21 protein-coding genes are annotated in these 23,642 nt (G+C 67.6%); 7 read left to right on the top strand and 14 right to left on the bottom strand.

Annotated elements, in window-relative coordinates:
• Positions 1-12 precede the first annotated feature (12 nt).
• The 4 genes from BM436_RS29550 to BM436_RS29535 are packed head-to-tail and all read left to right on the top strand — an operon-like array spanning position 13 to position 3,580.
• The gene (locus BM436_RS29550) at positions 13-1,149 is read left to right on the top strand and encodes an SGNH/GDSL hydrolase family protein (protein ID WP_093559558.1); all 1,137 of its coding nucleotides are present in this window, start codon (positions 13-15) and stop codon (positions 1,147-1,149) included.
• Between the two features lie 16 nt (positions 1,150-1,165).
• Positions 1,166-2,047 (top strand): glycosyltransferase family 2 protein, encoded by an 882-nt coding sequence (locus tag BM436_RS29545; RefSeq protein ID WP_093559556.1) that lies wholly within the window; start codon positions 1,166-1,168, stop codon positions 2,045-2,047.
• A gap of 10 nt (positions 2,048-2,057) precedes the next feature.
• Positions 2,058-2,483, top strand: a complete 426-nt coding sequence (locus tag BM436_RS29540; protein WP_093559554.1) for a sugar 3,4-ketoisomerase — start codon at positions 2,058-2,060, stop codon at positions 2,481-2,483.
• Positions 2,480-3,580, top strand: coding sequence for a DegT/DnrJ/EryC1/StrS family aminotransferase (locus BM436_RS29535; RefSeq protein WP_093559552.1), 1,101 nt, complete (start codon positions 2,480-2,482; stop codon positions 3,578-3,580). The genes BM436_RS29540 and BM436_RS29535 overlap by 4 nt, the downstream gene beginning before the upstream one ends.
• A gap of 94 nt (positions 3,581-3,674) precedes the next feature.
• Here the strand turns inward: BM436_RS29535 and BM436_RS29530 are convergent, their stop codons facing one another.
• From BM436_RS29530 to BM436_RS29485, 10 genes are read right to left on the bottom strand one after another with little or no spacing between them, the layout of a single operon-like run.
• Positions 3,675-5,015 (bottom strand): long-chain fatty acid--CoA ligase, encoded by a 1,341-nt coding sequence (locus BM436_RS29530; RefSeq protein ID WP_093559550.1) that lies wholly within the window; start codon positions 5,013-5,015, stop codon positions 3,675-3,677.
• A 7-nt stretch (positions 5,016-5,022) separates the two neighbouring features.
• Positions 5,023-5,265: an acyl carrier protein gene (locus tag BM436_RS29525; protein WP_093559622.1), complete on the bottom strand. Its 243-nt coding sequence runs from the start codon at positions 5,263-5,265 to the stop codon at positions 5,023-5,025.
• Positions 5,255-7,144: an HAD-IIIC family phosphatase gene (locus BM436_RS29520; RefSeq protein ID WP_093559548.1), complete on the bottom strand. Its 1,890-nt coding sequence runs from the start codon at positions 7,142-7,144 to the stop codon at positions 5,255-5,257. The genes BM436_RS29525 and BM436_RS29520 overlap by 11 nt, the downstream gene beginning before the upstream one ends.
• Positions 7,141-8,334 carry an SDR family oxidoreductase gene (locus BM436_RS29515; RefSeq protein WP_093559546.1) on the bottom strand — a complete coding sequence of 398 codons (1,194 nt, stop codon included), beginning with the start codon at positions 8,332-8,334 and terminating at the stop codon, positions 7,141-7,143. Before BM436_RS29515 ends, BM436_RS29520 begins: the two co-directional genes overlap by 4 nt.
• Position 8,335: 1 nt before the next feature.
• Entirely contained in the window at positions 8,336-9,361 is a 1,026-nt protein-coding gene (locus BM436_RS29510; RefSeq protein WP_093559545.1) for a 3-oxoacyl-ACP synthase III family protein, read from the bottom strand.
• Entirely contained in the window at positions 9,358-10,032 is a 675-nt protein-coding gene (locus tag BM436_RS29505; protein WP_093559543.1) for an MBL fold metallo-hydrolase, read from the bottom strand. Before BM436_RS29505 ends, BM436_RS29510 begins: the two co-directional genes overlap by 4 nt.
• A 1-nt stretch (position 10,033) precedes the next feature.
• A complete protein-coding gene (locus tag BM436_RS29500) occupies positions 10,034-10,774 on the bottom strand; it encodes an SDR family NAD(P)-dependent oxidoreductase (RefSeq protein WP_093559541.1) in 741 nt (246 codons plus the stop codon).
• The gene (locus tag BM436_RS29495; protein WP_093559539.1) at positions 10,771-11,067 is read right to left on the bottom strand and encodes a hypothetical protein; all 297 of its coding nucleotides are present in this window, start codon (positions 11,065-11,067) and stop codon (positions 10,771-10,773) included. The genes BM436_RS29500 and BM436_RS29495 overlap by 4 nt, the downstream gene beginning before the upstream one ends.
• Before the next feature lie 26 nt (positions 11,068-11,093).
• Complete coding sequence (locus BM436_RS29490) at positions 11,094-11,669, bottom strand: GNAT family N-acetyltransferase (protein WP_093559537.1); 576 nt, start codon at positions 11,667-11,669, stop codon at positions 11,094-11,096.
• Positions 11,670-11,713: 44 nt separating this feature from the next.
• A complete protein-coding gene (locus BM436_RS29485; RefSeq protein WP_093559535.1) occupies positions 11,714-12,652 on the bottom strand; it encodes a class I SAM-dependent methyltransferase in 939 nt (312 codons plus the stop codon).
• Between the two features lie 200 nt (positions 12,653-12,852).
• On the opposite strand from BM436_RS29485, the gene scpA reads away from it, so the two are divergent.
• Positions 12,853-15,057 carry a methylmalonyl-CoA mutase gene (scpA, locus tag BM436_RS29480; RefSeq protein WP_093559533.1) on the top strand — a complete coding sequence of 735 codons (2,205 nt, stop codon included), beginning with the start codon at positions 12,853-12,855 and terminating at the stop codon, positions 15,055-15,057.
• A 98-nt stretch (positions 15,058-15,155) separates the two neighbouring features.
• A complete protein-coding gene (gene meaB / locus BM436_RS29475) occupies positions 15,156-16,169 on the top strand; it encodes a methylmalonyl Co-A mutase-associated GTPase MeaB (RefSeq protein WP_371859690.1) in 1,014 nt (337 codons plus the stop codon).
• Positions 16,170-16,265: 96 nt separating this feature from the next.
• Here meaB and BM436_RS29470 read toward each other — a convergent pair whose 3' ends face one another.
• The gene (locus BM436_RS29470; protein ID WP_371859689.1) at positions 16,266-16,748 is read right to left on the bottom strand and encodes a VOC family protein; all 483 of its coding nucleotides are present in this window, start codon (positions 16,746-16,748) and stop codon (positions 16,266-16,268) included.
• Positions 16,749-16,935: 187 nt separating this feature from the next.
• On the opposite strand from BM436_RS29470, the gene BM436_RS29465 reads away from it, so the two are divergent.
• A complete protein-coding gene (locus tag BM436_RS29465; RefSeq protein WP_093559527.1) occupies positions 16,936-18,243 on the top strand; it encodes an MBL fold metallo-hydrolase in 1,308 nt (435 codons plus the stop codon).
• A 102-nt stretch (positions 18,244-18,345) separates the two neighbouring features.
• On the opposite strand, the gene BM436_RS29460 is transcribed toward BM436_RS29465, so the two are convergent.
• From BM436_RS29460 to BM436_RS37290, 3 genes are all read right to left on the bottom strand, one after another.
• Positions 18,346-19,707, bottom strand: a complete 1,362-nt coding sequence (locus tag BM436_RS29460) for an HlyD family type I secretion periplasmic adaptor subunit (RefSeq protein ID WP_093559525.1) — start codon at positions 19,705-19,707, stop codon at positions 18,346-18,348.
• Complete coding sequence (locus tag BM436_RS29455) at positions 19,680-21,824, bottom strand: peptidase domain-containing ABC transporter (RefSeq protein WP_093559523.1); 2,145 nt, start codon at positions 21,822-21,824, stop codon at positions 19,680-19,682. Before BM436_RS29455 ends, BM436_RS29460 begins: the two co-directional genes overlap by 28 nt.
• 126 nt (positions 21,825-21,950) lie before the next feature.
• Positions 21,951-23,642, bottom strand: a 1,692-nt coding sequence (locus tag BM436_RS37290) for an SPM autocatalytic domain-containing protein (RefSeq protein ID WP_503826275.1), incomplete at its 5' end; no start/stop codon positions are given.

The raw sequence follows: 23,642 nt of genomic DNA, 5'->3' as shown, positions 1-23,642 counted from the left end.
GCTGTGTAACTGATGAGAATACTGATCATCGGCGGTTCGAACTCGCTGCTCAAGGACGGCTACGTGAGCCACCTGCAGCAGTCGCTGCAAGGCCACACCGAGGTCCACGTCGACCAGGCCTCTGTGGGCGCGACCACCAGCCTGGCCGCCATCGGCCGCCTGTTCGACACCTACCGCGCCGGCCAGTACGATTTCATCCTGTACGAGTACTCGATCAACGACGCCGGCCACTTCGCGCCGCGCCCGCGGGGCGACCAGTCCTGGCAACTTTGCCTGTACCTGCTGATCAAGGCCGCCGCGCAGCTCTATCCCAACGCGGTGCTGGTGCCGCTGGTGTTCGCGATGGAGCGCCATTTCTCGCCGGCCCAGCCCAGCCCCTTCTACGACATGCAGATCGCCGCCTTCCGCGCGCTGGGGCTGCACGCGATCGACATCCGCCAGTGGCTGGCGGCGCTCTTCCTGGGCAACAAGCCGGCCTGGCTGTACCGCGACGAGGCCCACTACGCCGCGCCGCACGCCACCGCGCTGGTGGGCGCCGCCATCGCCGCGCGCCTGCTGGAACTGGCGCGGGGGAACGGCGGCGCGCCGGCCGAGACGCTGGCCGTCACCGCGCAACGGCTGCTGGCGTCGTCGCCGCACGCCGGCATGGAACTGGTGTACGTGCCGGCCGCCAACCTGGCGCAATTCGCCAAGGGACCGGCCGAACCGGCCCGCGTGGGCAACCGCCTGATGCAGCTGGACTGCCTGCGCATGCATCCGGGCGCCAGCCTGGCGCTGAGCAGCGAGATGTTCCCGCTGGCGCTGTTCCTGAAGTCGGACCGCCAGCACGACCGCCTGCGGCTGACGCTGTCCGGCGCCGGCATCGCGGCCACGGTGGAGGTGGGCACGCGCCACGCCGACACCGCCACGCTGCCCTTCATCTATTCCTGCGTGCCGCTGCCGCTGCTGTTCAGCCACGCGCTGGTGCGCGACTTCGGCCCCACCGCCTTCGAGGTGGCGGTGCCGGCGCCGGCCGCCCCGGCCGGCCCGGTGGCCAGCTTCGACTGCTTCAGCCAGGCGCCCGCGCCCGTGCCGGAACCGCGGCTGGACCTGGTCGGCCTGCTGTTCGTGGTCGGAAAAAAAGACACGGCGGACGCCGCCACCCGATAAAACTCACTGGAAAACCATGTCCTTCCCACTCGTCAGCATCGTGATCCCGTCGTACAAGCCCGGCCACTTCGAGCAGTGCGTGAAGTCGGCCATCGGCCAATCGTACCCCCACCTGGAGATCCTGGTCAGCGACAACTGCCCGACCGAGGCCATCAAGGAAATCTGCGCCAAGTACCCGCAGGTGATCTACCAGCGCAATCCGCACATGAACGACAAGAACGTCATGTCGGCCTTCTACTCCGGCAAGGGCCACTTCATCAAGCCGCTGTACGACGACGACATCCTGCACCCGTTCTGCGTGGAGCGCATGGTGGCCAGCATGAGCATGGACCCGGCCATCCAGCTGGTGTTCTCGGCCAGCCAGGTGATCGACGCCGACAACCTGCGCATCGAGACGCGCCGCCCCTACACCGTCAGCGGCAGCCTGCCCGGCCTGCAGGTGCAGCGCTCGATGGCGCTGGGCATGCGCAACTTCATCGGCGAGTTCACCTCCATCATGTTCCGCCGCGACAAGCTGTGGGACATCGGCTGGAAGGACCTGTTCTGCATGGGCGGCCACGACTTCACCTTCGGCCTGGCCGACGTGATCGCCTATTGCAACCTGGTGAAGGACGGCGCCGCCTTCTACGTGGACGAGGAACTGACCTACTTCCGCCGCGACCAGCGCCTGATGTCGAACTCCAACCCGGCCTCCAACCCGAACTTCGGCAACTGCTTCTCCGACTACATCGACCTGCTGGTGGTGACGCACAAGGAGGGCATGATCACCGACGACGAACTGCGCGGCATGGAGGAGCAGGTGGTGGCCGTGACGGCGCGCCTGACCGGGGTGTTCACCCAGATGGCGCCGGCGCAAGCCCGTTTCCAGGATTACGCCCGGACCCTGAAATCCAACTAAGGACGCGACCATGCTCGACGCCTGCAAACTGATCGACCTGCCCAAATACAGCGACCCGCGCGGCAACCTGTCCGTGATCGAGGGCGGGGTGCAGGTGCCGTTCGACATCAAGCGCGTCTACTACCTGTACGACGTGCCGGGCGGCTCCTCGCGCGCCGGCCACGGCCACATCGAGCTGCAGCAGCTGTTCATCGCCATGTCCGGCAGCTTCGACGTGATCGTCGACGACGGCTACGGCCGCAAGAAGATTTCGCTGAACCGCTCCTACTACGGCCTGTACGTGCCGGGCATGACCTGGCGCGAGGTGGAGAACTTCTCGTCCGGCGCCGTGTGCCTGGTGCTGGCCTCGACCATGTACGACCCCAACGACTACTACCACGACTACGACGAATTCGTGGCCGCGGCCCACAAGATACACGACCAGGACCAGTCATGACCGTCCCCTTCCTCGACCTCAAAGCCATCAACCTGAGCCAAGCCGACGAGCTGCAGGCCGCGTTCAAGCGCGTGCTGGAGTCGGGCTGGTACATCCTGGGCGGCGCCACCGCCGCCTTCGAAACGGAATTCGCCGCCTACAGCGGCAGCAAGCACGGCATCGGCGTGGCCAACGGCCTGGACGCCATCTTCCTGATCCTGAAGGGCTACGGCATCGGCCCCGGCGACGAGGTCATCGTGCCGTCCAACACCTTCGTCGCCACCTGGCTGGCGGTGAGCCACTGCGGCGCCACGCCGGTGCCGGTGGAGCCGGTGGAAGCGACCTACAATATCGACCCGGCGCTGATCGAGGCGGCCATCACGCCGCGCACCAGGGCCATCATCCCGGTGCACCTGTACGGCCAGCCGGCCGACATGGACGCCATCAACGCCATAGCCGGGCGCCACGGTCTGAAGGTGATCGAGGACTCGGCGCAGGCGCACGGCTCCACCTGCCGCGGCAAGGTGGCCGGCAGCCTGGGCGACGCGGCCGCGTTCAGCTTCTACCCCGGCAAGAACCTGGGCGCGCTGGGCGACGGCGGCGCCGTCACCACCAGCGACGACCAGCTGGCGGACGTGATCCGCACCTACCGCAACTACGGCTCCAAGGTGAAGTACCACAACGAGGTGGCGGGCTACAATTCGCGCCTGGACGAGCTGCAAGCGGCGCTGCTGAGCGTGAAGCTGAAGACGCTGGACCAGGGCAACGCCCAACGCCGCGCCATCGCCGCCGTGTACGACCAGCGGCTGGCCGGCATTCCGGGCCTGGTGTTGCCGGTGGTGCCCGAGTGGGCCGATCCGGTGTGGCACCTGTACGTGATCCGCCATCCGCAACGCGACGCGCTGGCGAAGAAGCTGGCCGACCAGGGCATAGGCACCATCGTGCACTATCCCATTCCGCCGCACCTGCAGCCGGCCTACGCGCACATGGGCTACAAGGAGGGCGACTTCCCGATCTCGGAGGCGATCCACCGCGAGGTGCTGAGTTTGCCGATATCCCCGGTGATGACGCTGGAACAGGCGGAGGAAGTGGCGCGCGCGGTGCGCGCCGCCCTATAGCATAACCGGCGGCGCAAAACCGGGGACAGACCCTCCGCGCCACACGTCGTCGCAGAGGCCCAGGACCCGGACCGCGGGTCTGTCCCCTTAGCCGCTACTCCCTGCGGATCTTCTTCTGCCGCGCGCTGTGCAGCACGCCCTCGGCCAGCACCACCTTGGCCGGCACCTTGAACGACGCCAGCTGCGCCAGGCAGGCCTGCCGCACGCGCTTCTTCACGCTTTCCACCGGCTCCGGCGCGTCCAGCACGATCTTGGCCACGACGATCTGCCCCAGCAGGTTGTGCTTCTCGCCGAACACCGCCACGTCCTGCACGTTGTCCAGCTCCAGGATCACGCTCTCCACCTCGGCCGGATACACCTTCTGCCCGCCGACGTTGATCAGGTCCGTCACCCGCCCCAGGATGCGGAAGTAGTCGCCGTCCACCTCCACCTGGTCCTGCGTGTTGAACCAGCCCTCGGCGTCGAACTCCGACGGCGCGTTCAGGTAGCCCACCATCGCGTACTCGGACTTGATCCACAGCACGCCGTTGACGATCTTGGTCTGGAAGCCCTCGCCGCCCACGCGCACCCACAGCGAGCCGTCGTCGCGCGACTGCGAGCGCAGCACGCCCACCTCGGACAGGCCGTAGGTCTGCAGCAGGTTCACGCCCGGGAAGGCCGCGCGCACGCGGTCCAGCGTGGACTGCGGCATCACCTCGGTGCCGTAGGTGATGCGCTTGAGCGAGGACAGGTCATACTGCGTGTGCAGGCCGGACGCCATCAGCAGCGTGAGGAAGGACGGCGTGGCCGGCAGCAGCTCCACCTTGTAGCGCGCGATGGCGCCGCAGATGTCGGCCACCGAGCGGTCCGCCACGGTCACCACCGTGCCCAGGCTGGCCGTGATGGCCAGGATGGTGTTGATGCCGCCGAAGTGGTCGATCATCAGGAAGGGGATCGCCACCACGGGCGCGCGCTGCTTGCGGAACTTCTCGGCCACCTGGTTGAAATCGTGCAGGATGCCTTTCGGCTTGCCGGTGGAGCCGGACGAGAACAGCACCAGCCCCGGCGTGCCGCGCGGGCGGAACTCGTTGAGCAGCGCGTTGTCCGTGGCCAGGCCCCGGTGGGTCAGCGTGAAGTCGCGGCCCGCCGCGTCGAATTCCATGTACCAGTCGCAGCCAGACACGCCCAGCGCGACCGATTCCTCGATCACGGACTGGCGCGTCAGCGGGATGACGATGGCGCCCTCCTGGGCCAGCGCCAGCATGGTGCAGAACACCTCGGGCGAATAGTCGCCGAGCACCACCACTGTCTCGCCGCGCGCCACGTTGGCGGCCTTGACGCGCTCGCGGAAGGACGCCACCGTCGCCACCACGGCGCCGTAGCTGACCTCGCGGCCCTCGTGGATGAAGGCGATGCGCTCGGGGGCGCTGCCGAACCGCTCGATCAGCCAGTCCATATGCGCCTCAGCCCTTGGCCTTGAGCAGGTCTTCCAGCACCAGCTTGATCAGCTGGTAGGAGGTGATGTTGCCCGCGTCCTCGTCCGGAATCGAGACCTTGAATTCCTCCTCCAGCGCCAGCACCAGGTTCATATGGCGCAGCGAATCCCAGCTCTCGATGGTGTCCATGCTGGCGTCCGGGCCGATGCTGGCCGGGTCCACGTTCAGCAGGGTGCCCATTACTTGTTTCAGTGCGTCTTCATTCAACATAAGTCATCTCTATCCAGGGATTGGCGGGAGCGGCGAAACCGGCCGCGGCGATACCGTATCGTCGCACACCTTCGGCGGTTTCGGCCAGTAAGGGCAGGCCCAGGCGGTCGTAAAAGTCCGCCACCTGGGCGTTTTTCGCGCTGGGGATGTATTCCGCGCGCAGTTCGGTGCAGCCGCGCGCGACGGCGTCGTCGAGAATGCGGGACCAGATGCCCGTCTCGACGCCGCGCCCGATCACGCGGCAGCTCATGAAGAAGTTGTCGACGTGGGCCACCTCGCCCTCGTAGCGCAAGGTGGCCACGCCGGTCAGGCCGGCGCTGCCGAACTTGTCGCCGACCACCAGCGAATAGACGGCGTGGCCATGGTCGCCGCCATGGTCGTCCATCATCCGCTCGATCTCGGCCACGCTGTAGCGCCGCGTGGTGAGGTTGAACTGGTTGGATTTCTGCGACAGTTCGCTGATGCGGGCGGCGCTGGCGCGGGCGTTGCGGCTCAGCTGCACGGTCAGTTGCAGCGAGGCCAGGTAGTCCTCCTGCGTGCCGAATTGCGCCTTCAGCTCCTCGGCGCTGGCGCGCTGGCGGTACTGTTCCGTCTTGCCCTTGCTGTCGGCGGAGATGCCGCCGGCCAGGAACAGTTCCTTCAGCTGCGCCACCACGCGCGGATACTCGGACAACGTGGCGGGCACCTGCACCGTCTTCACCATCGGCAGTTGCTGGCGCACGGCCTCGCATTCGAAGGACGAGTCGTCCAGGAACACGATGCTGTCCAGGCCCACGTTCAGTTCCCGCGCCAGCGCGCGCAGGTTGGAGGCCTTGTCTTCCCAGTTCACCTTGCGCGCCACGATGTGCCGTTCGCGCAGCACCATGTCCGGATGGTCGCGCAGCACTTCCTCGACGTCGGCCGGGTTGTTCTTGGTGCACAGGCAGAGCAGGATGCCGCTGCGCTCCAGCGCGGCGATTTCCTGCTGCACGCGCCAATAGATGTTGCCGGGGTAGTCGTGGGGACCGAGCTTGATGCCGTTCAGCAGATCCTCGCCGATCACGCCGCCCCACAGCGTGTTGTCGCAATCCAGCGCCAGCACCTTGTGGAAGTGGGCGCCGAAGCCGCGCGCGCTGGCGGCGATGCGGCGCGCCAACTCGTTCATGTAGGCGCCGGTGTAGGGGGCCTTGTTACGGTAGTAGAAGCGCGTGTCGAAGGCGGCGGCCTGGCCGACCGCGCGCAGGACCTCATCGCTGTCGATGACGCGGATGTTGGCGTGCTGGCCGGCCTCGTCGCGCAAGGCCGCGTTGAAGCGCTCCAGGACGGCCGCCACGCTGTCGCGGCCATCGGGCGAGGCGGGGGGCGTCATGCGGTGGAAGGTCGCCAGCCAGACGCTGTCCATGCCCTTGGCGTTCTCGAAGGCCAGGCGGTAGCGCGAGCGGATCTCGAATTCCTTGGCGGCGATGGCGTCCGGCGCCATGCCGTCCAGCTGCGACTCGAAGGCGGGCAGCAGGGTGTCGAAGAAGGGCAGCATCACCATGTGCCGCACGCCCTGCGCCGTGAAGCGCTCGACGTCGCCGATGGGGTCGTCGTAATTGCCCGGCACGATGTCGACGCGGGCCCCGGCCAGCAGGCCATGCTTGCGCAGGTAGGTGCCCAGCAGGTCTATCGTCGCCGACGAGGACAGGCCGATGGTCAGGCGGCGGGCGGGCGCGCCCGGACCTTCGCCTTTCTCCAGCGTGGCGATGGCCTGCAGCAGCTGCGTCATGGTGCTGTCGGCCTTGGCCAGCACGGCCAGCGCGGCTTCACGTTCGGCCAGCGCCGGGCTCGACGCCGCGGCGCCGGCGGTGGCGGCCACGCCTGGCGGCACGCCGCCTTTGTCGTTCAATGCCTCGCTCATCGGATCGCCATCCCGCCGTTGACGGCGACGGTGTCGCCGGTGACGAAGCCGGCGTCGTCGGACACCAGGTAGGCCACGGCGGCGGCCACGTCGGCCGGCTTGGCCAGGCGGCGCAGCGGGGTCTGGCGCGCGATCATCAGCTGCGCCTTTTCCGAGATGTCGCCGATCAGCGTGGTCTCGCACATGCCCGGCGACACGCAGTTCACCGTGATGCCCTGCGGCCCCAGCTCGGCGGCCATATAGTTCGAGAACACCGCCAGCGCGCCCTTGGCCATGGCGTAGCCGGTCCAGCTGACGGAAGGCTGCCCGTCCAGCACCTGCGAGGTGATGTTGACAATGCGGCCGAACTTGCGGGCGCTCATTTCCGGCACCACCGCGCCGGTCATCAGGAACGCGCCCTTGACCTGCACGTCGATCTGCTGCTGCACGTCGCTCCATTCGGTCGCGCCGAAGGGCTTGGGATTGATGTGCGGCGAGGCGTTGTTCACCAGCACGCTCACTTCGCCGAAGGCGCGCACCGCCGCCTGGTACAGCGCCTGCGCGCCCGCCTCGGTGGCGATGTCCGCCTGCACGGCGACGGCGCGGCCGCCCTCGCCCGCGTTGATTTCCTCGACGATCCGCTTGGCGCGGTCGGCCTGGCCGCGGTAGTTCACCACCACGTTGTAGCCGTCCCTCGCCAGGCGCAGGCAGATAGCCTTGCCGATGCCGCCGGCGCCGCCGGTGACGATGGCCGCGCGCGGACGCGCCTCCTGCGCCGCCGGCGCTTCCGGCGCCGCCGTGGTCAAGACCTTGACCTTGCCGGTGCCGGTGAGGATCAGCTGCTTGTGCTGGTTGACGATGCGCGTGTCCAGTTCCAGCAAGCGCTCGCGGTCGTGCTTCTTGAGCACCGTGCAGCTGACGGTCAGCACGTCGCCCAGGCGCACCGGCAGCAGGAATTCGATGTTCTGCGACACCCACAGCGCGCCCGTGCCGGGCAGCTTGGTGCCGATCACGGTGGAGATGAAGGAGGCGCCCAGCATGCCGTGCACCACGATGTCCTTGAAGGCCGTGGTCTCTGCGTAGGCGCGGTCCACGTGCAGCGGGTTGTCGTCGCCCGTCATCTCGACGAACTTGCGCACGTCGGCTTCGGTGATGGTCTTTTCCAGCGAGTGGGTCTCGCCCACCTGGATCGCGTCGTAATCCTTGAACATGTCAGCCGCCTTTCTTCGCGGGCATGGCCCAGCGCCACACGGAGGCGCCGAAGTTGAAGCCGGCGCCCACCGCCGCCAGCACCACCGTGTCGCCATTCTTCAGCAAGCCCTTCTCCACCGCCTCGCTCATCGCGATGGCCAGCGAGGCCGAGCCGGTGTTGCCGACCCGCGCCACGTTGGTGTAGGTCTTGGACAGGTCGAAGCCCATCTTGCGCACGATGTATTCGATCATGCGCAGGTTCGCCTGGTGGAACAGCAGGAAATCGACGGAGGCCAGCTCCACCGCGCTCTTCTCGCAGGCCTTGCGCACCACGCGCGGCAAGTGGGTGATGGCCTGCTTCCAGGTGGCGATGCCGTTCATCTCCATCAGGTCGATGGCGGGATCGTATTCGCGCTTTTGCAGCGGGTGGCTGGAGCCGCCGCCGCGCATGCGCACCGATTCGTAGTTCGAGCTGTCGGTGTGGAAGGCGGAGGACTTGATGCCGTCGGCCGGGTCGTCGGCGCGGCTCAGCACCGCCGCGCCCGCGCCGTCGCTCAGGTAGATGGCGGTGTTGACGTCGCCGCGGTCGATATAGCGCGACAGGAACTCGACGCCGATCACCAGCGCGTGGCGCACGCTCGGGTCGACCCGCATGCGGTCGCTGGCCACCGTGAGGCCGGTGACGAAGCCGGTGCAATTGGCCTGCAGGTCGAAGATCTGCGCGTTGGCCGCCTTCAAGTCATGCTGCACCTTGGCCGACAGCGGCGGGAAGATGTAGTCGCCGGAGAAGGTGCAGGCGATGATCAGGTCCACCTCGGAAGCCTGCACGCCCGCCATGTCCAGCGCGCGCTGGGCCGCCAGCACGGCGTAGCCGGACGCGCTTTCGTCCGGACCGGCGATGTAGCGCTGCTCGATGCCGGTCTTCTCGACGATCCACTCGGGCGTCACCTCCAGGTTGCGGCACAGGGTGGCGTTGTCCTCGGCCTGCGTGGGCAGGTGGTGGCCGACGCCTGAAATGGTGATGGCGGGTAAAACGAAATTGCTCACGATGCGGCAAGCCCCATGAATGTTAGTAATGCGCCGTTGAGCGTTCGTACGGCGACGCCGTCGGCGGTGTCGCCGTGGCCCGGGTAGATGGTGCGGCCGGCGATCAAATCCGGCCACAGCGCCGTGATGCTTTCCTTGAGCAGCTCGTGGTCCTCGCCCGGCAGGTGGGACAAGCCTACGCCTTTGGCATACAGCGTGTCGCCCGTGAACCAGGCGTCGCCGATCTCCAGCACGCAGGAGCCGGGCGTGTGGCCCGGCGCGGACACGTAGCGCAGCGTGTGGCCCGCGATGTCGGCGGTGAAGCCCGATTCCACCCAGGTCACCTGCGGCAACGTCACTTTGGCGGGAATCTTGATGGCCATCAGCATGAAATTCGACGCTTTCAGGATGCGCGTGTCCGCCTTGTGGATAAAGACTTCACATCCGTACTTGTTCTGGAAATGCGAGGCGCTGCCGGCGTGGTCGAAATGGCCATGGGTGCAGTACACCGCGTGCGGCCGCAGGCCATGCTCGGACAGTTCGGCGTCGATGGTGGCGCCATCCAGTCCGGCGTCGATCAGGATGCCGCCGCCCGGCACGTCGGCCTCGCAGAAATAGGCGTTGGACGGGAACACGCCGCTGGTGACGCGCCAGACATTGCCGCCGCCCCAGTTGCCGACTACGGTGGCCATGTCAGTTCACTCCGCCCAGGTAGATGGTCTGCGCGGTGATGTAGGAGCTGCGCTCGGAGGCCAGGAAGTCCAGCACGTTGAGGATGTCGTCCGCTTCCGCGAAGCGCGGGATGGGCAGGCCGGCGATCACCTGCGCGATCTTGTCCTGCGGGAGCTGGGACAGCATGTCGGTCTTGATGGCGCTGACGGCCAGCGAATTGCAGGTGATGTTCAGCGGCGCCAGTTCCTTGGCCATCACATTGGCCAGCGTGGTGAGGCCGGCCTTGCTGGCGGCGTACACCGAATCGCCGATCGGCTCCAGGCTGACGGCCATGGAGCTGATGTTGATGATGCGGCCCCATTTCCCCTTGCGCATCATCTTCGACGCCTCGCGCGAGACCATGAAGGCGCCCATCAGGTTGGTGTTCAGCATGGCCTGCGCGGCGGCGGGCGGCATGATCATCGAATACTGCGACGTCAGCACGGCCGCGTTGTTGACCACGATGTGCACCGCGTCCGTCACCTTCTTCAGCGCGGCGAAGCCTTGCTGCACGGAGGCGGGATCGCCCACGTCGACCTGGAAGTGGTGGTAGTCCGGATGGTCTATCGTCGACTCGCCGCGCGCGAAGCCGGCCACGCGGCCGCCGTGCTTCAGGATATGCTCGGCGATCAGCAGGCCCACGCCGCGCCGGCTGCCGGTGACCAGCGCCAGCTTGCCGGCGTAGGCGCCACCGCCCGCGCCGGCGTCGATGCCTGCGCTCATTCCGACAGCAGTTGCTGGATGTAGGCGGTCAGCGCGTTGACGTCGGTGAACGGCGACACCGGCTGGCTCATGGCGCGGTCGTCGGTGAGGCTGATTTCGCGGCCGGAGGCGTCCGAAACGGCGGCTTCCACGTCGACGATGACGGACACCAGCGACAGCGAGTCCAGCACCGCATCCGCACCGAACAGGCGCGTGTCCAGGCCGACCACCAGCTGCTCGTCGGGGCCGCGCTCGTCGTTGATGTTGTTCAGGGCTTGCAGGATGATGCCGTGGATGGCGTCTTGGGTCAGCATGGTGGTTCCTTGTTGGTTGGTTCTTCTTACGCGGCGCGCGGGCGCGCGGCGTTGATCAATACGTTCATGCGGGGCAGCGAGGTCTTGCGGTAGTCCTCCACCAGCAGGGCGAGGTAGACGGCGTCCTGGAACTCGCCGTCCTGGCACAGGTGGTTGCGCAGGCGCCCCTCTTCCTTCATGCCCAGGTATTTCTGCCACTTGACCATCAGCGTGTTGTTGGCGGCGATGATGCCGCACACGCGCACCAGGCCCAAGTCCTCGAAGGCCAGCTTGTACAGCAGCTTCATGGCCTCGACGGCGGCCGGCACGCCCTTGGCGCCCTCCTCGTCGCCGATCAGGAAGCGTCCGGGTTCGCCGTGGCGGTTGGCCAGGTCGATGCCGGTCAGCGACAGCATGCCGATCGGCCTGCCGTTTTTCAACTCGATGATGAAGTTGTATTCGGAGGCCGGACGGCCGGCGATCCAGGCCGCCTGCTGCTCGACGCTGGCGGCGCCGGCGTTGAGGAAGCGGGCACGCTGGGCCCGGCGCCAGGACAGCGTGATCTCGGCGTCCGCCACTCGCAGCGGACGCAGGTTGACGAATTCGCCTTCCAGGGTAGTCATAGCACCTCGTTCAATCGATACACAAGCCGATGCGCAAACGCGCGTCAGAACACCACGAAGGCGGCCGCCTCCGGCACCGGCACGCCGGCCGCGGACGGCTTGTAGGCCGAGCCGATGAAGGACTGCTCCAGCGTGAAGCCGGCCTCCAGCAGGTGGGCCAGCACCTCGTCGCCATTGCGGTACAGGTAGATGTGGTCGGCGTGGGCCGCGTTCAGCGCGGCCGTGATGAAGGCCTTGGCGCCGGGCGCCATGTTGCGGCGCAGGCCGCGCAGGAAGGCCACCGGATCGTCCAGGTGCTCCAGCACCTCCACGCAGACCAGCCAGTCGGCCTTGGGCTCGAGCGGCTCGGCGGTCACGTCGCGCAGCTCGGTGCGGTAGCGGTCGGCCACGCCCAGCGCGCCCAGCTGCGTCTCGGTGAAGCGCTGCGACGAGGGGCTGATGTCCAGGCCGACGCCGGTGATGCCGGGCAGCTTGCGCAGCAGCAGGCCGGAATACAGGCCGGTGCCGATGCCCACCTCCATGAAGGAGCGGGCGCCGGCCACGCGCATGGCCTGCACGAAGGCGCTGTCGAAGAACTGCAGCTGGCGGTAGTGGTGCGGCCACAGGAAGTGCGACAGCAACAGGCCGGGCAGGTACTCCTGCATCATGTGTTCTTCGTTGAAGTACACCTCGCTGGAGGCCTGCTCGTGGGTCTTGGCCTTGTAGGCGCGGTCGCGCTCGAAGGCGGCCTGCAGGCGCATCGACTGCATGGCGAACGAGGCGTAGCCCTTGCAGGCGGCGGCCACCGCTTCCTCCGTCGGGAACAGCGCGTTGAGCACGGGCTCGAACTCGTCGGCCCAGGGCGCGCCGAACAGGGCGGCGCCGCGGTCGACGATGTCGGCGGCGAAACGGTGCTTGGCGCGCAGCGTGTCGGCCATGCGGGTCAGGCCGGGATAGCGGCTGCGGTCCAGCTGGAACGGTTGGAACGGTTGGTTATCTGCCATTGAGTTGAACGATAGTCGAAAGACCCGGCCGCTGGCACGGGGGAAGGCTAGACTCTAACATAGGCGGCAGGCCTTTTGGTACTGGGAAAAGGGACCGTAAACCGGGCCAGCTCGGCGGCAACTCGCGGTAACTTGGGGTAGGAAACGCCCTGCCTGCACGGTACAATCGGCTCAACCTGACAGCCTCGGAAAGCCCAGCCATGACGACACACCGCGCCGCGCCCGCCACCGGAGCCGCACCGGCCACCGCGGCCACCCTGGACGACTGGCGCCGCGCCGCCGCCAAGTCGGCCCCCGGGCAGGACGCGGCGGGGCTGGACACGGTGACGCCGGACGGCATCCGCCTGCAGGCGCTGTACACCGCCGCCGATACGGCCGAGTTGCCTTTTACCGACACCCTGCCCGGTTTCGCCCCGTACGTACGGGGTCCGCAGGCCAGCATGTACGCCGCGCGGCCCTGGACGATACGGCAGTACGCGGGCTTTTCCACCGCCGAGGAGTCGAACGCCTTCTACCGCCGCACGCTGGCCGGCGGCGGCCAGGGCGTGTCGGTCGCCTTCGACCTCGCCACCCACCGCGGCTACGATTCCGACCACCCGCGCGTGACCGGCGACGTCGGCAAGGCCGGCGTGGCGGTCGATTCCGTGGAGGACATGAAGATCCTGTTCGACGGCATCGCGCTCGACAAGGTGTCCGTCTCGATGACCATGAACGGCGCCGTGCTGCCCGTGCTGGCCGGCTACATTGTGGCGGCGGAGGAACAGGGTGTGCCTTTGGCGCAACTGTCCGGGACCATCCAGAACGACATCCTCAAGGAGTTCATGGTCCGCAACACCTATATCTACCCGCCCGAGCCGTCGATGCGCGTGGTGGCCGACATCATCGCCTACACCGCGCGGCACATGCCGAAATTCAATTCGGTGTCGATCTCCGGCTACCACATGCAGGAGGCCGGCGCGACGCCGGCGCTGGAGCTGGCCTTCACGCTGGCCGACGGCATGGAGTATGTGCGCACCGCCATCGCCAGCGGCATGGACGTCGACGATTTCGCCGGGCGGCTGTCGTTCTTCTTCGGCGTGGGCATGAATTTCTACCAGGAAGTGGCCAAGCTGCGCGCCGCGCGCCTGCTGTGGTGCCGCGTGATGCAGGACTTCGGCGCCAAGTCGCCCAAGTCGCTGATGCTGCGCACCCACTGCCAGACCTCGGGCTGGTCGCTGACGGTGCAAGACCCGTACAACAACGTGGTGCGCACCACCATCGAGGCGATGGCGGCGGTGTTCGGCGGCACGCAGTCGCTGCACACCAACTCGCTGGACGAGGCCATCGCCCTGCCCAGCGAATCGGCCGCGCGCATCGCCCGCAACACGCAGCTGATCCTGCAGGAGGAGACCCAGATCGGCAAGGTGATCGATCCCTGGGCCGGCTCCTACATGATGGAGAAGCTGACGCAGGACATGGCCGACGCGGCCTGGGCCATCATCGCCGAGGTGGAGGCGATGGGAGGCATGACCAAGGCGGTGGGCAGCGGCTGGGCCAAGCTGAAGATCGAGGCCGCCGCCGCCGCCAAGCAGGCACGCATTGACAGCGGGCAGGATGTGATTGTGGGCGTCAACAAATACAAGAGCAAGGAAGGCGCAAACAACGAGGACGCGGTGGAGGCGCGCGCCATCGACAACACGGCGGTGCGGGCGTCGCAGGTGGCGCGGCTGGCGCGCATACGGGCCGGGCGCGACCAGGACGCGGTGGGCGCGGCGCTGATGGCGCTGACCGATTGCGCCTGCGACGGCAAGGGCAACCTGCTGGAACTGGCGGTGCGCGCCACGCGGCTGCGCGCCACCGTGGGCGAGGTGTCGGACGCGCTGGAGCTGGCCTGGGGCCGGCACCGCGCCAGCAACCAGAACGTGTCCGGCGTGTACGGCGCCGGGCTGGCGGGCGACCAGGGCTGGGAAGGCCTGCAGGAGCGCGTGCGGGCCTTCGCCGCCGAGCATGGGCGCCGTCCCCGCATCATGGTGGCCAAGCTGGGGCAGGACGGGCACGACCGCGGCGCCAAGGTGGTGGCCTCGGCCTTCGCCGACCTGGGCTTCGATGTCGACCTGGGGCCGCTGTTCCAGACGCCCGAGGAGGCGGCGCGGCAGGCCATCGAGAACGACGTGCACGCGGTGGGCGTATCGACCCTGGCGGCCGGCCACAAGACGCTGGTGCCGGCGCTGATCGACGCCTTGCGCGCCGAGGGGGCGGACGACATCGTGGTGTTCGTGGGCGGCGTGGTGCCGGCGCAGGACCACGGCTTCCTGTACCAGGCGGGCGTGCAAGGCATCTTCGGGCCCGGCACGCCGATCCCGCAGTCCGCGTCCGACGTGCTGGACCGGATCGCGGCGGTGGCTGGCGGTGCCGGGATGCCATGAGCCACGAGGGACCAGCGCCGCGTCCACCGGGGACAGACCCGCGTTCCCAGCCCCATGCCACTGCGACGGCGTTTGGCGCGGAGGGGGAGGGAGCCCCAGTGGGGCTACCTCCGATCCCGAAGGGACTGTCCCCTGGTTTAACGCCCGAGGACGCGGCGCTGGCGGCGGGCGTGCTGGCGCGCCAGCGCCGCGCGCTGGCCAAGACCATCACCCTGATCGAATCCGCCCTGCCCGCCCACCGCGCCCGCGCTCAGGCGCTGCTGGACGCGCTGGCGCCCCACGCCGGCGGCGCATTGCGCATCGGCATCAGCGGCGTGCCAGGGGTCGGCAAATCCACTTTCATCGAGGCGTTCGGCATGCACCTGGTCCGGCAGGGGCTGACGGTGGCGGTGCTGGCGGTCGATCCCTCGTCCGCCGTCACGGGCGGCTCGCTGCTGGGCGACAAGACCCGCATGGAAACCCTGTCCCAGCAGGCCGCCGCCTTCATCCGCCCCTCCCCCGCGCGCGGCGCCCTGGGCGGCGTCGGCCACCAGACGCGCGAGGCGCTGCTGGCCTGCGAGGCGGCCGGCTACGACGTGGTGATCGTGGAAACCGTGGGCGTGGGCCAGAGCGAAAGCGCGGTCGCCGGCATGACGGACGTGTTCGTGCTGCTGCAACTGCCGAACGCGGGCGACGAATTGCAAGGCATCAAGAAAGGCATACTGGAGCTGGCCGAGCTGGTGGTCTACAACAAGGCCGACCTCGACCAGCGCGCCGCCGACGTGGCCTGCGGGCAAATGCGCGCGGCCTTGCACATGCTGCGCCACGCGTCGCCGCACTGGGAGGTGGCGGTCCTGCAATGCAGCGCCGCCAGCGGCGACGGCATCGCCGAGGTGTGGGAAACGATACAGCGTCACCGTCGCGCCATGCGGGATGCAAGCGAGTTCGAGGCGCGGCGGCAAAGGCAGGCGCTGGAATGGATGGGGCGGCTGGTGGAGCATGGCTTGCGGGAACGCTTCCACGCGCACGCCGAGGTGGCGCTGGCGTTGCCGGAGCTACAAGCGCGAGTCGCGGCCGGAACACTGAGCCCCGCCGCCGCCGCCAGCCTGCTGCTGGACGTCTACCACCGCTGACGGCATGCGCGCCGCCCCCCGTTTTACTGTCGGCGCCGCTTTGGGGTCAGACCCCAACGTCCCGCTGACGCCGCTTCGGGACGGAAAGTAATCGGGTCAGGCGGGGGTGGTTCCGCCGCCCAGCGCGGCGATGACGTCCGGCGGGGCTTGCACCAGCTCGATCAGCACGCCGGCGCCGGCGATGGGGAACTCTTCGCTGGCCTTGGGGTGCAGGAAGGTGATGTCGTGCCCCGACGCGCCCTTGCGGATGCCGCCCGGCGCCATCCGCACGCCCTGCGCCTGCAGCCACGCGACCGCCACCGGCAGGTCGTCCACCCACAGGCCGACATGGTTCAGCGCGGGCTGGTCCACGCGCGGGCTGCGCGCGGGATCGATGGGTTGCATCAGGTCCACCTCCACCTGGTGCGGGCCCTCGCCCAGCACGGCGATGTCCTCCTCCACGTTCTCCCGCTCGCTGCGGAACTCGCCCGCCAGGCGCAGGCCCAGCATGTCCACCCACAGGCGCCGCAGCGGATCGCGCGAGGCGCCGCCGATGGCGATTTGCTGGATGCCCAGTATCCGGAAGGGTCGCTGCGTCAAGAGGGACTCGCTTTCTCTGCAATCAGGCCGAAATGGCATGCCGCGATCATAACCCAAAGCGGCACTGTGCGAAATTGCCCACGCTTGGCGGCAGAGGGGGATTTTCCCTTGTGCTTGTCCTTTGGATTGCGGCGGAAAAAGCTCATAATGGCAACGACATTCCCTCCACCATTCACGGCTATATTCTATGAGTCAACAGTTGAAGCGTTTCCTGGATCAATACGGCGACACCAACGGCGTGTTCTACCTGGGCCATGCCGCCATCATGGCGGTCTTGAATGGCAAGAAGATCCTGTTCGATCCCATCGTCGAGTCGCAACCCTACGACGACGCCTGGGTGTTCTTCCCGCCCCAGGTCGACCACGACAGCCTGTACGACGTGGACGCGGTGCTGGTCTCCCACATCCACCAGGACCACTACGACCTCAAGTTCCTGAAGGGCCTGCGGCCGGAGGTGAAGATCATCATTGTCGGCCAGCGTCCCTCGTTCGAGGCCGACATCGCCGGCAAGCTTGGGCGCGAGATCACCGTGATTCCGCCCGAGACCGTGACCGAAGTGATGGACGGCGTCTTCATGTACGGCGTCAACCACGAGTCGAACGGCATCGACTCGTCGGTGATCGCGTACACGAAAGAGCTGTGCGTGTACCACGGCAACGACAACTACCTGAAGCCGGAATCGATGGCGAAATTCCCGCGCGTCAATCCGCGCATCGACGTCGCCTGCATCCCCTACGCCTACATCCACTGGTACCCGTTCCTGATGGAATACCCGGACGAGCGCCTGCACGAGAAGGACGCCGAGAGCGACCGCCTGGTCAACCACTACATGGACGACTTCCTGGCCATGGTCGACGTGCTCAAGCCGCGGGTCGCGATCCCCTTCGGCGCCAACCTGCTGATCGACGACGGCAACGCCCGCTCGACCATCAACATGTCGGTGCGCACGCCGATCGAGCTGGCCAATTACGCCCACGCGAAGCGGCCCGACCTCGGCAACGTGGTGCTGCCGATGCTGGCCGGCGACTTCTGCGGCAAGCCCGACGGCCCGGACGGCCCGCTCAAGGTGGATATCAGCCACGCCTACGACGCCGCGTCCTACCGCGACGCGGCCCATGAATTCCTCAGCGCGCGTCCGCAAAAGACGGTGCAGGGCGACTTCCGCGCGGTGGACCTGGACGCCTTCGTGGCCCTGCTGAACAAGCGTTTGGAACAGGTGGACGAAACGCACGACAACGTGCTGCAGTTCCAGCTGGAATACCAGGGCGCGCCGCTGCGCTTCGAGATCGACCTGCTGAGCAAGCGCGCCCGCCAGGTGGAGGAGTTCAACACGGCGCGGCCGCGCCACCGCTTCGCGCTGGACCAGGTGGCCTCGGCGGATTGGCTGAGCGGCAAGAGCTTCCTGGAAATCATCGGCACGCGCCGCTTCACCCTGCTGCGCGAACCCGACCTCTACCTGCCGGAAGTGCTGAGGATCGTCAACACCGTCATCTAAACACCAGCTTCCCCCGTAGGGCGGACTCTTAGTCCGCCGGATGCGTGCGGGCCTGCATGCGTGCGGCGGACTAAGAGTCCGCCCTACGCGGGAGGTCACTCATCAAGGCTCGCGGATCGATTCATCCATGGCCTTGGTGAGCGGCCACAGCAGGTAGGACATCACCGAGCGCTTGCCGACCACGATCTCGGCCGTCACCGTCATGCCGGGCAGCAAGCGCTTGCCCGCGTCCATCTGGCGCAACTCGCCCTTGCCGATGTCGACCCGTCCCAGGTAATAGGCGTCCGTGCCCATGCCCGGCGCCACCTGCTCGCGCTTGAAGGCGTCCTGGCTGACCACGCGCAGTTTTCCGTCCAGCAAGCCGTGCTTCTGGTAGGGGAAGGCGTCCACCTTCACGTGCACCGGGTCGCCCTGCTTGATGTAGCCGATGTCGGCCGAGTCGATCTGCGCCTCGACCTCCATGCTGCCGCCCAGCGGCACCAGGGTGAACAACGTTTCCGCCTCGCGCACGATGGAGCCCTGCGACAGCTTGGCCACTTCCAGCACCACCGCGTCGGCCGGCGCCGTCAGCTGGATCAGCTTGTAGCGCTTGTCGGCCTTGGCCAGCTGCTCGCCCATGCTGTCGCGCTCGCGGGAAGCCGCCAGCAGGTCTTCCATGGTCTTCTGGCGCCAGCTCTTGTTGAAGGCGGAGCGCTCGGCCTCGGCGGCGGCCAGCTCGCGCTGCAGCTCGATGTCCTTGTTGCGGCCCATCACCATCGAACGCTCGACCTCCAGGCGGCGGTCGCGCGCCTCCAGCAGGTGCATCTTGGCGCCGAAGTTCTCCGCCATCAGGCGCTCCTGCATCGATTCGATCTCGGCCAGCGATTTCACGCGCTGCGCCAGCACCGCCTGGTCGCGCTTGCTCGTTTCCATGCTGGCCTTGAGGCGCTCGATGTTCTCGTCCATGCGGCGCTTCTGCGCCTCGTAGTTGGCCTGGCGCTCGCTCGACAGCTGGGCTTGCAGCAGCTGGTCGGCGTCGCTGGCGGCGCGCGCCGGCACCGGCTTGCCGGACAGCTCGGCCCGCAGGCTCTCGGTCTGCGTGTCGAGGCTGCGCACGCGGTTGCGCAGCTGCGCCTCGTCGGCCTGGGTGAAGGTCGGGTCCAGCGTGGCCAGCACCTGCCCCTTCTTGACGACCTGCCCGGCGCGCACCTCGATGCGCTGCACGATGGACGTTTCCAGCGGTTGCACCACGATGTTGGGCAGCGGATTGACCAGCTTGCCGTGCGCCGTCACCACCTGCTCGACCTGCGAGAAGTTGGCCCACAGGATGAAGGCGACGAAGGCGCCGATCAGCACGTGCAGCGTGAGGCGCACGTAGCGCGGCAGCGGATTGCGCTCGATGGCGTCCGCGTCGGGCAGGAAATCGATCTCGGTCTGGTCCTTGCCGGGGCGCTTGCTTACAGATGGCTTGTTTGCTGGTTCCATAGATGCTGGTAGGTGTCGCTTCGGGTAAGCAGTTCTTCGTGGCGGCCGGCGTCGACCAGGCGGCCGCGCTGCATGACCAGGATGGCGTCGGCGTTGACCAGGGTCGACAGGCGGTGCGAGATCATGATCACCGTGCGGCCGACCGCGATGCGCGACAGGTTGTTGATAAAGATGGCTTCGCTTTCCGGGTCCAGCGCCGAGGCGGCCTCGTCGAGGATCAGGATACGCGGCTTGGCCAGCAGCGAGCGCGCGATCGACAGCCGCTGCTTCTGGCCGCCGGACAGGTTGGAGGCGTTTTCCTCCAGCAAGGTGTCATAGCCCATCGGCAGGCGCTCGATGAACTCGTCGGCGCCGGCGGCCGCCGTGGCCTCGGCGATCTCCTCGAAGGTGGCGTCCGGCTTGGTGACGATCAGGTTCTCGCGCACGGTGCCGCGGAACAGGAAGTTTTCCTGCAGCACGACGCCGATCTGGCGCCGCAGGTGCGACAGCTCGATCTCGCGCGCGTCGATGCCGTCGAAGCGGATGATGCCCTCCTGCACGCCGTACAGGCCCTGCACCACCTTGGTCAGCGTGGTCTTGCCGGAGCCGCTGCGGCCGACGATGCCGACCACGGTGCCGGGGGTGATGGTGAAGTTGGTGCGGTCCAGCGCGGACACGGTGCTGCCCGGGTAGCGGAAGGTCACGTCCTCGAACTTGATTTCGCCGTTCAGCACGGGACGCAGGCCGCCGGCACCGGCGCGGCCCTCGGGGGCGCGGTTCATCACCTCGCCCAGCATCTTCACCGACAGCGCGGTCTCCTGGTATTCGTTGACCAGGCCGACCACCGAGATCAGCGGCTGGGTGACGCGGCTCGACAGCATCTGGAAGGCGATCAGCGCGCCGACCGACAGCGCGTTGTCGAACACCTCCTGCGCGCCCAGCACGATGATGGTGACCGGCATCAGCTTGCCCAGGAAGTCGGTGATGGCGTTGCCGGTGATGGAGATCTGGCCGACGCGGAAGTGCATGGTGATGGCCTCGGCCGAGCGCTGGTCCCAGATGCGGCGCTGGCTCGGCTCGATCGCCAGCGCCTTCACCGTGCGCATGCCGTGGATGGTTTCCACCAGCATGGCCTGGCGCTGGCCCTCGGCCGCGTACAGCGCGTTCAGGCGGCGCTGGTAGGCCGGCACCATGGCCATGACGATGGCGCCGATCAGCGCCGTGAACAGCAGCACCACCAGCGCCAGCTTGAACGAGTAGGCGAACAGGATGGGCAGGAACACCAGCAGCGCGATCAGGTCCAGGCCGGTGAAGAACAGGCGGCCGGTGAGGAAGTTGCGGATCTTCTCCAGCTGCTGCATGTGGCGCGTGACGACGCCGGCGCTGGTGGTCTCGAAGAAGTCGATCGGCAGCGACAGCAGGTGGCTGAAGGTGCGGCGCGTGAGCCGCATGTCGATCTTGTTGGAGGCGGCCAGGATCAGCACCTGGCGCAGGTAGCCGAAGGCGGCGTCGAAGATCAGCGCGATGACGATGCCGGCGGCCAGCACCCACAAGGTGGTCACGCTCTGGTGCGTCAGCACCTTGTCGATCACCAGCTGGAAGAACACGGGCGAGGCCAGCGTCAGGAAGTGCATGGCCAGCGCGGCGATGAAGATGTCGCGGAAGGCCGCCTTCTGCTTCAGGATTTCCGGAATGAACCAGCGCAGGCCGAACGGCTGGTTGGGGTCGCTCAGCTTGTGCTCGCGCTTGAGGAACAGCACCTCGCCGCTCCAGCGCTGCTCGAACGCGGCGCGCTCGACCAGCACCACCTGGGCGTTGTCGGCCACCGGGTTGAGCACCGCCAGCTTGCCGCCGTGCGCGTCGTCCTGGGCGCCGACCACGATGATCATGTTGCCATCGTTCAAGCGCGCCATCAGCGGGAACACGCCGCCCTGCTGCTGCAGCGCCTCCCAGCCGAGTTTGGTCGCCTTGGCTTTCAAGCCGATATCGGACGCGATGCGCAGCAGCACGCCGTTGCCGGGCTCTTCCGCGCCCAGCGCATAGTCGTCGATCAGTCGTTCGGGGTTTATCTGCAAGCCGTGGTGCTGCGCGATCGCGGTCAGGCATTGGATCGCGGTGTGGGGAAATTTATCTCGCATTCAAAGATTCTACCGTACGCTCGCGCCCGGAGGCGCTTTTTTAAAGCCAAGAAAAAAGCGGCAAGACAGGATGTCTTGCCGCTTTTGCTTTGCCGGGGCGGGCGCTATGCGCGCCCGCTGTGCGGATTACTTCGTGGGCGAGGCCAGGAAGCCGTTGCTGCTGGACGACGACAGCGCGTTCAAGCGATGTTTCTGCTCGGTCGCCGCCAGCGCCTCGGCGTTGCCCAGAGGCTTGCCGTTGCTGTCGAACTGGCTCAGGGCGCCCGCCATGCCGGCCACGTTGGCCGCCACGTTGCCGCCGTTCAGGGCCGCGCCGGCGTCCAGTTTAGGCGCGTTGCCGCCGCCCGCCGCACCGCTGGTGAAGCTGGACATCGCCGACACCAGGCTGCTGACGCTGCCGCGCAGGTCGGCTGGCTGGCCGACCGAGAACCACACGTCGGCCGCTTTGTGGGTCGCGCCGTCGGCGGTGCCGTAAGTCGATTGCAGGCCAACGATGTTGCCGTTGTTGCTGCCGCTGCCGTCCACCACGTCCAGGTTCAGCTGGGTGATCTGCAGGTCGGCCATCGACTTCAGCTCGCCGGTCTGGCTGACGCCGTCGGCGTTGCCGTCGACCCAGACGCTGAGCTTGCCGAAGCTGCTGTCCGCGCCGTTGATCACGCCGTCGCCGTTGCTGTCCAGCTCGGCCATCGCCGCGTAGCCGGTGGCCGCTTTCGCGCCGTTGGCCAGCGTGGTGCCGGAACCGAACAGCTCGGAGCCGTCGTTGATGGCGCCGTCGCCGTTGCGGTCCAGGGCCAGCAGGCCGTCGCCGCCGGTGGTCCAGCCGGTCTGCACCGGGCTGCCGTCCGCCGCCAGGTCGAACACCACGCCGTTTTCACGGCTGAGGGTGTTGATCTGGCCGTCGCCGTTCAGATCCAGCACGATCGGGGTCAGGCTCACCAGCGCGCCGATCTGGTCGGTCGTCAGCGCGTCCTGCTGCGCGGTGGTCAGCGCGTGGATCTGCACCGTGGTCAGCGCGTGGATCTGGTCGGTCGTCAGCGCGGCGATCGCGTTGGTCGAGAAGCCGGCGATGGCCGCCGTTTTCAGGGCCACGATGTCGGCCGTCTGCAGGGCCACGGCCTGGTCGGTCGTCAGCGCGTTGGTCTGCGAGCTGCTCAGCGCGGCCACCTGCATCGTGGTCAGCGCCACGATCTGGTCGGTCGTCAGCGAAGCGATCTGCGCCGTTTTCAGGCTGGCGATGTGCGAGGTTTTCAGCGTCGCGAAGTCGCCGGTTTCCATCGCCACCAGTTGCGCCGTCGACAGGCTGGTGATCTGCGTGGTCGACAGGGCCGCCAGTTGCTGCGTGCTCAGCGCGATCACCTGGTCGGTGGTCAGGCCGTTGGCCAGCGCGTTGGTGCTCAGCGCCACGATCTGCGCGGTTTTCAGCGCGCCGATCTGGTCGGTCGTCAGCGCGGCCATCTGGCCGGTCGACAGGCCCGCGATCGCCGAGGTCTTCAGCGAGGCGATGTCCGCCGTTTCCATCGCGGCCAGGCTGGCCGTCGCCAGGGTCGACACCTGGGTGCTGCTCAGGGTGGCGGCCTGGGTCGTGGTCAGGGCGATCAGCTGGTCGGACGTCAGCGCGGTGGCTTGCGCGGTCGACAGGCCGGCGATGGCCGAGGTCTTCAGTGCCGCGACGTCGTCCGTTTGCAGCGCCACGATGGCGTTGGTGGACAGGCCTGCAACCTGGGCGCTGCTCAAGGCGGCGGCTTGGTTGGTGGTCAGCGCGACGATCTGGTCGGTGGTCAGCGCGGTCATCGACGCGGTGGTGATCGCGGCGACTTG

The organism is Pseudoduganella namucuonensis, assembly GCF_900116645.1.
Lineage (GTDB): Bacteria > Pseudomonadota > Gammaproteobacteria > Burkholderiales > Burkholderiaceae_D > Rugamonas > Rugamonas namucuonensis.
The sequence above is the reverse complement of the archived record's forward strand: the minus strand, read 5'-3'. Positions and strand labels throughout refer to the sequence as shown.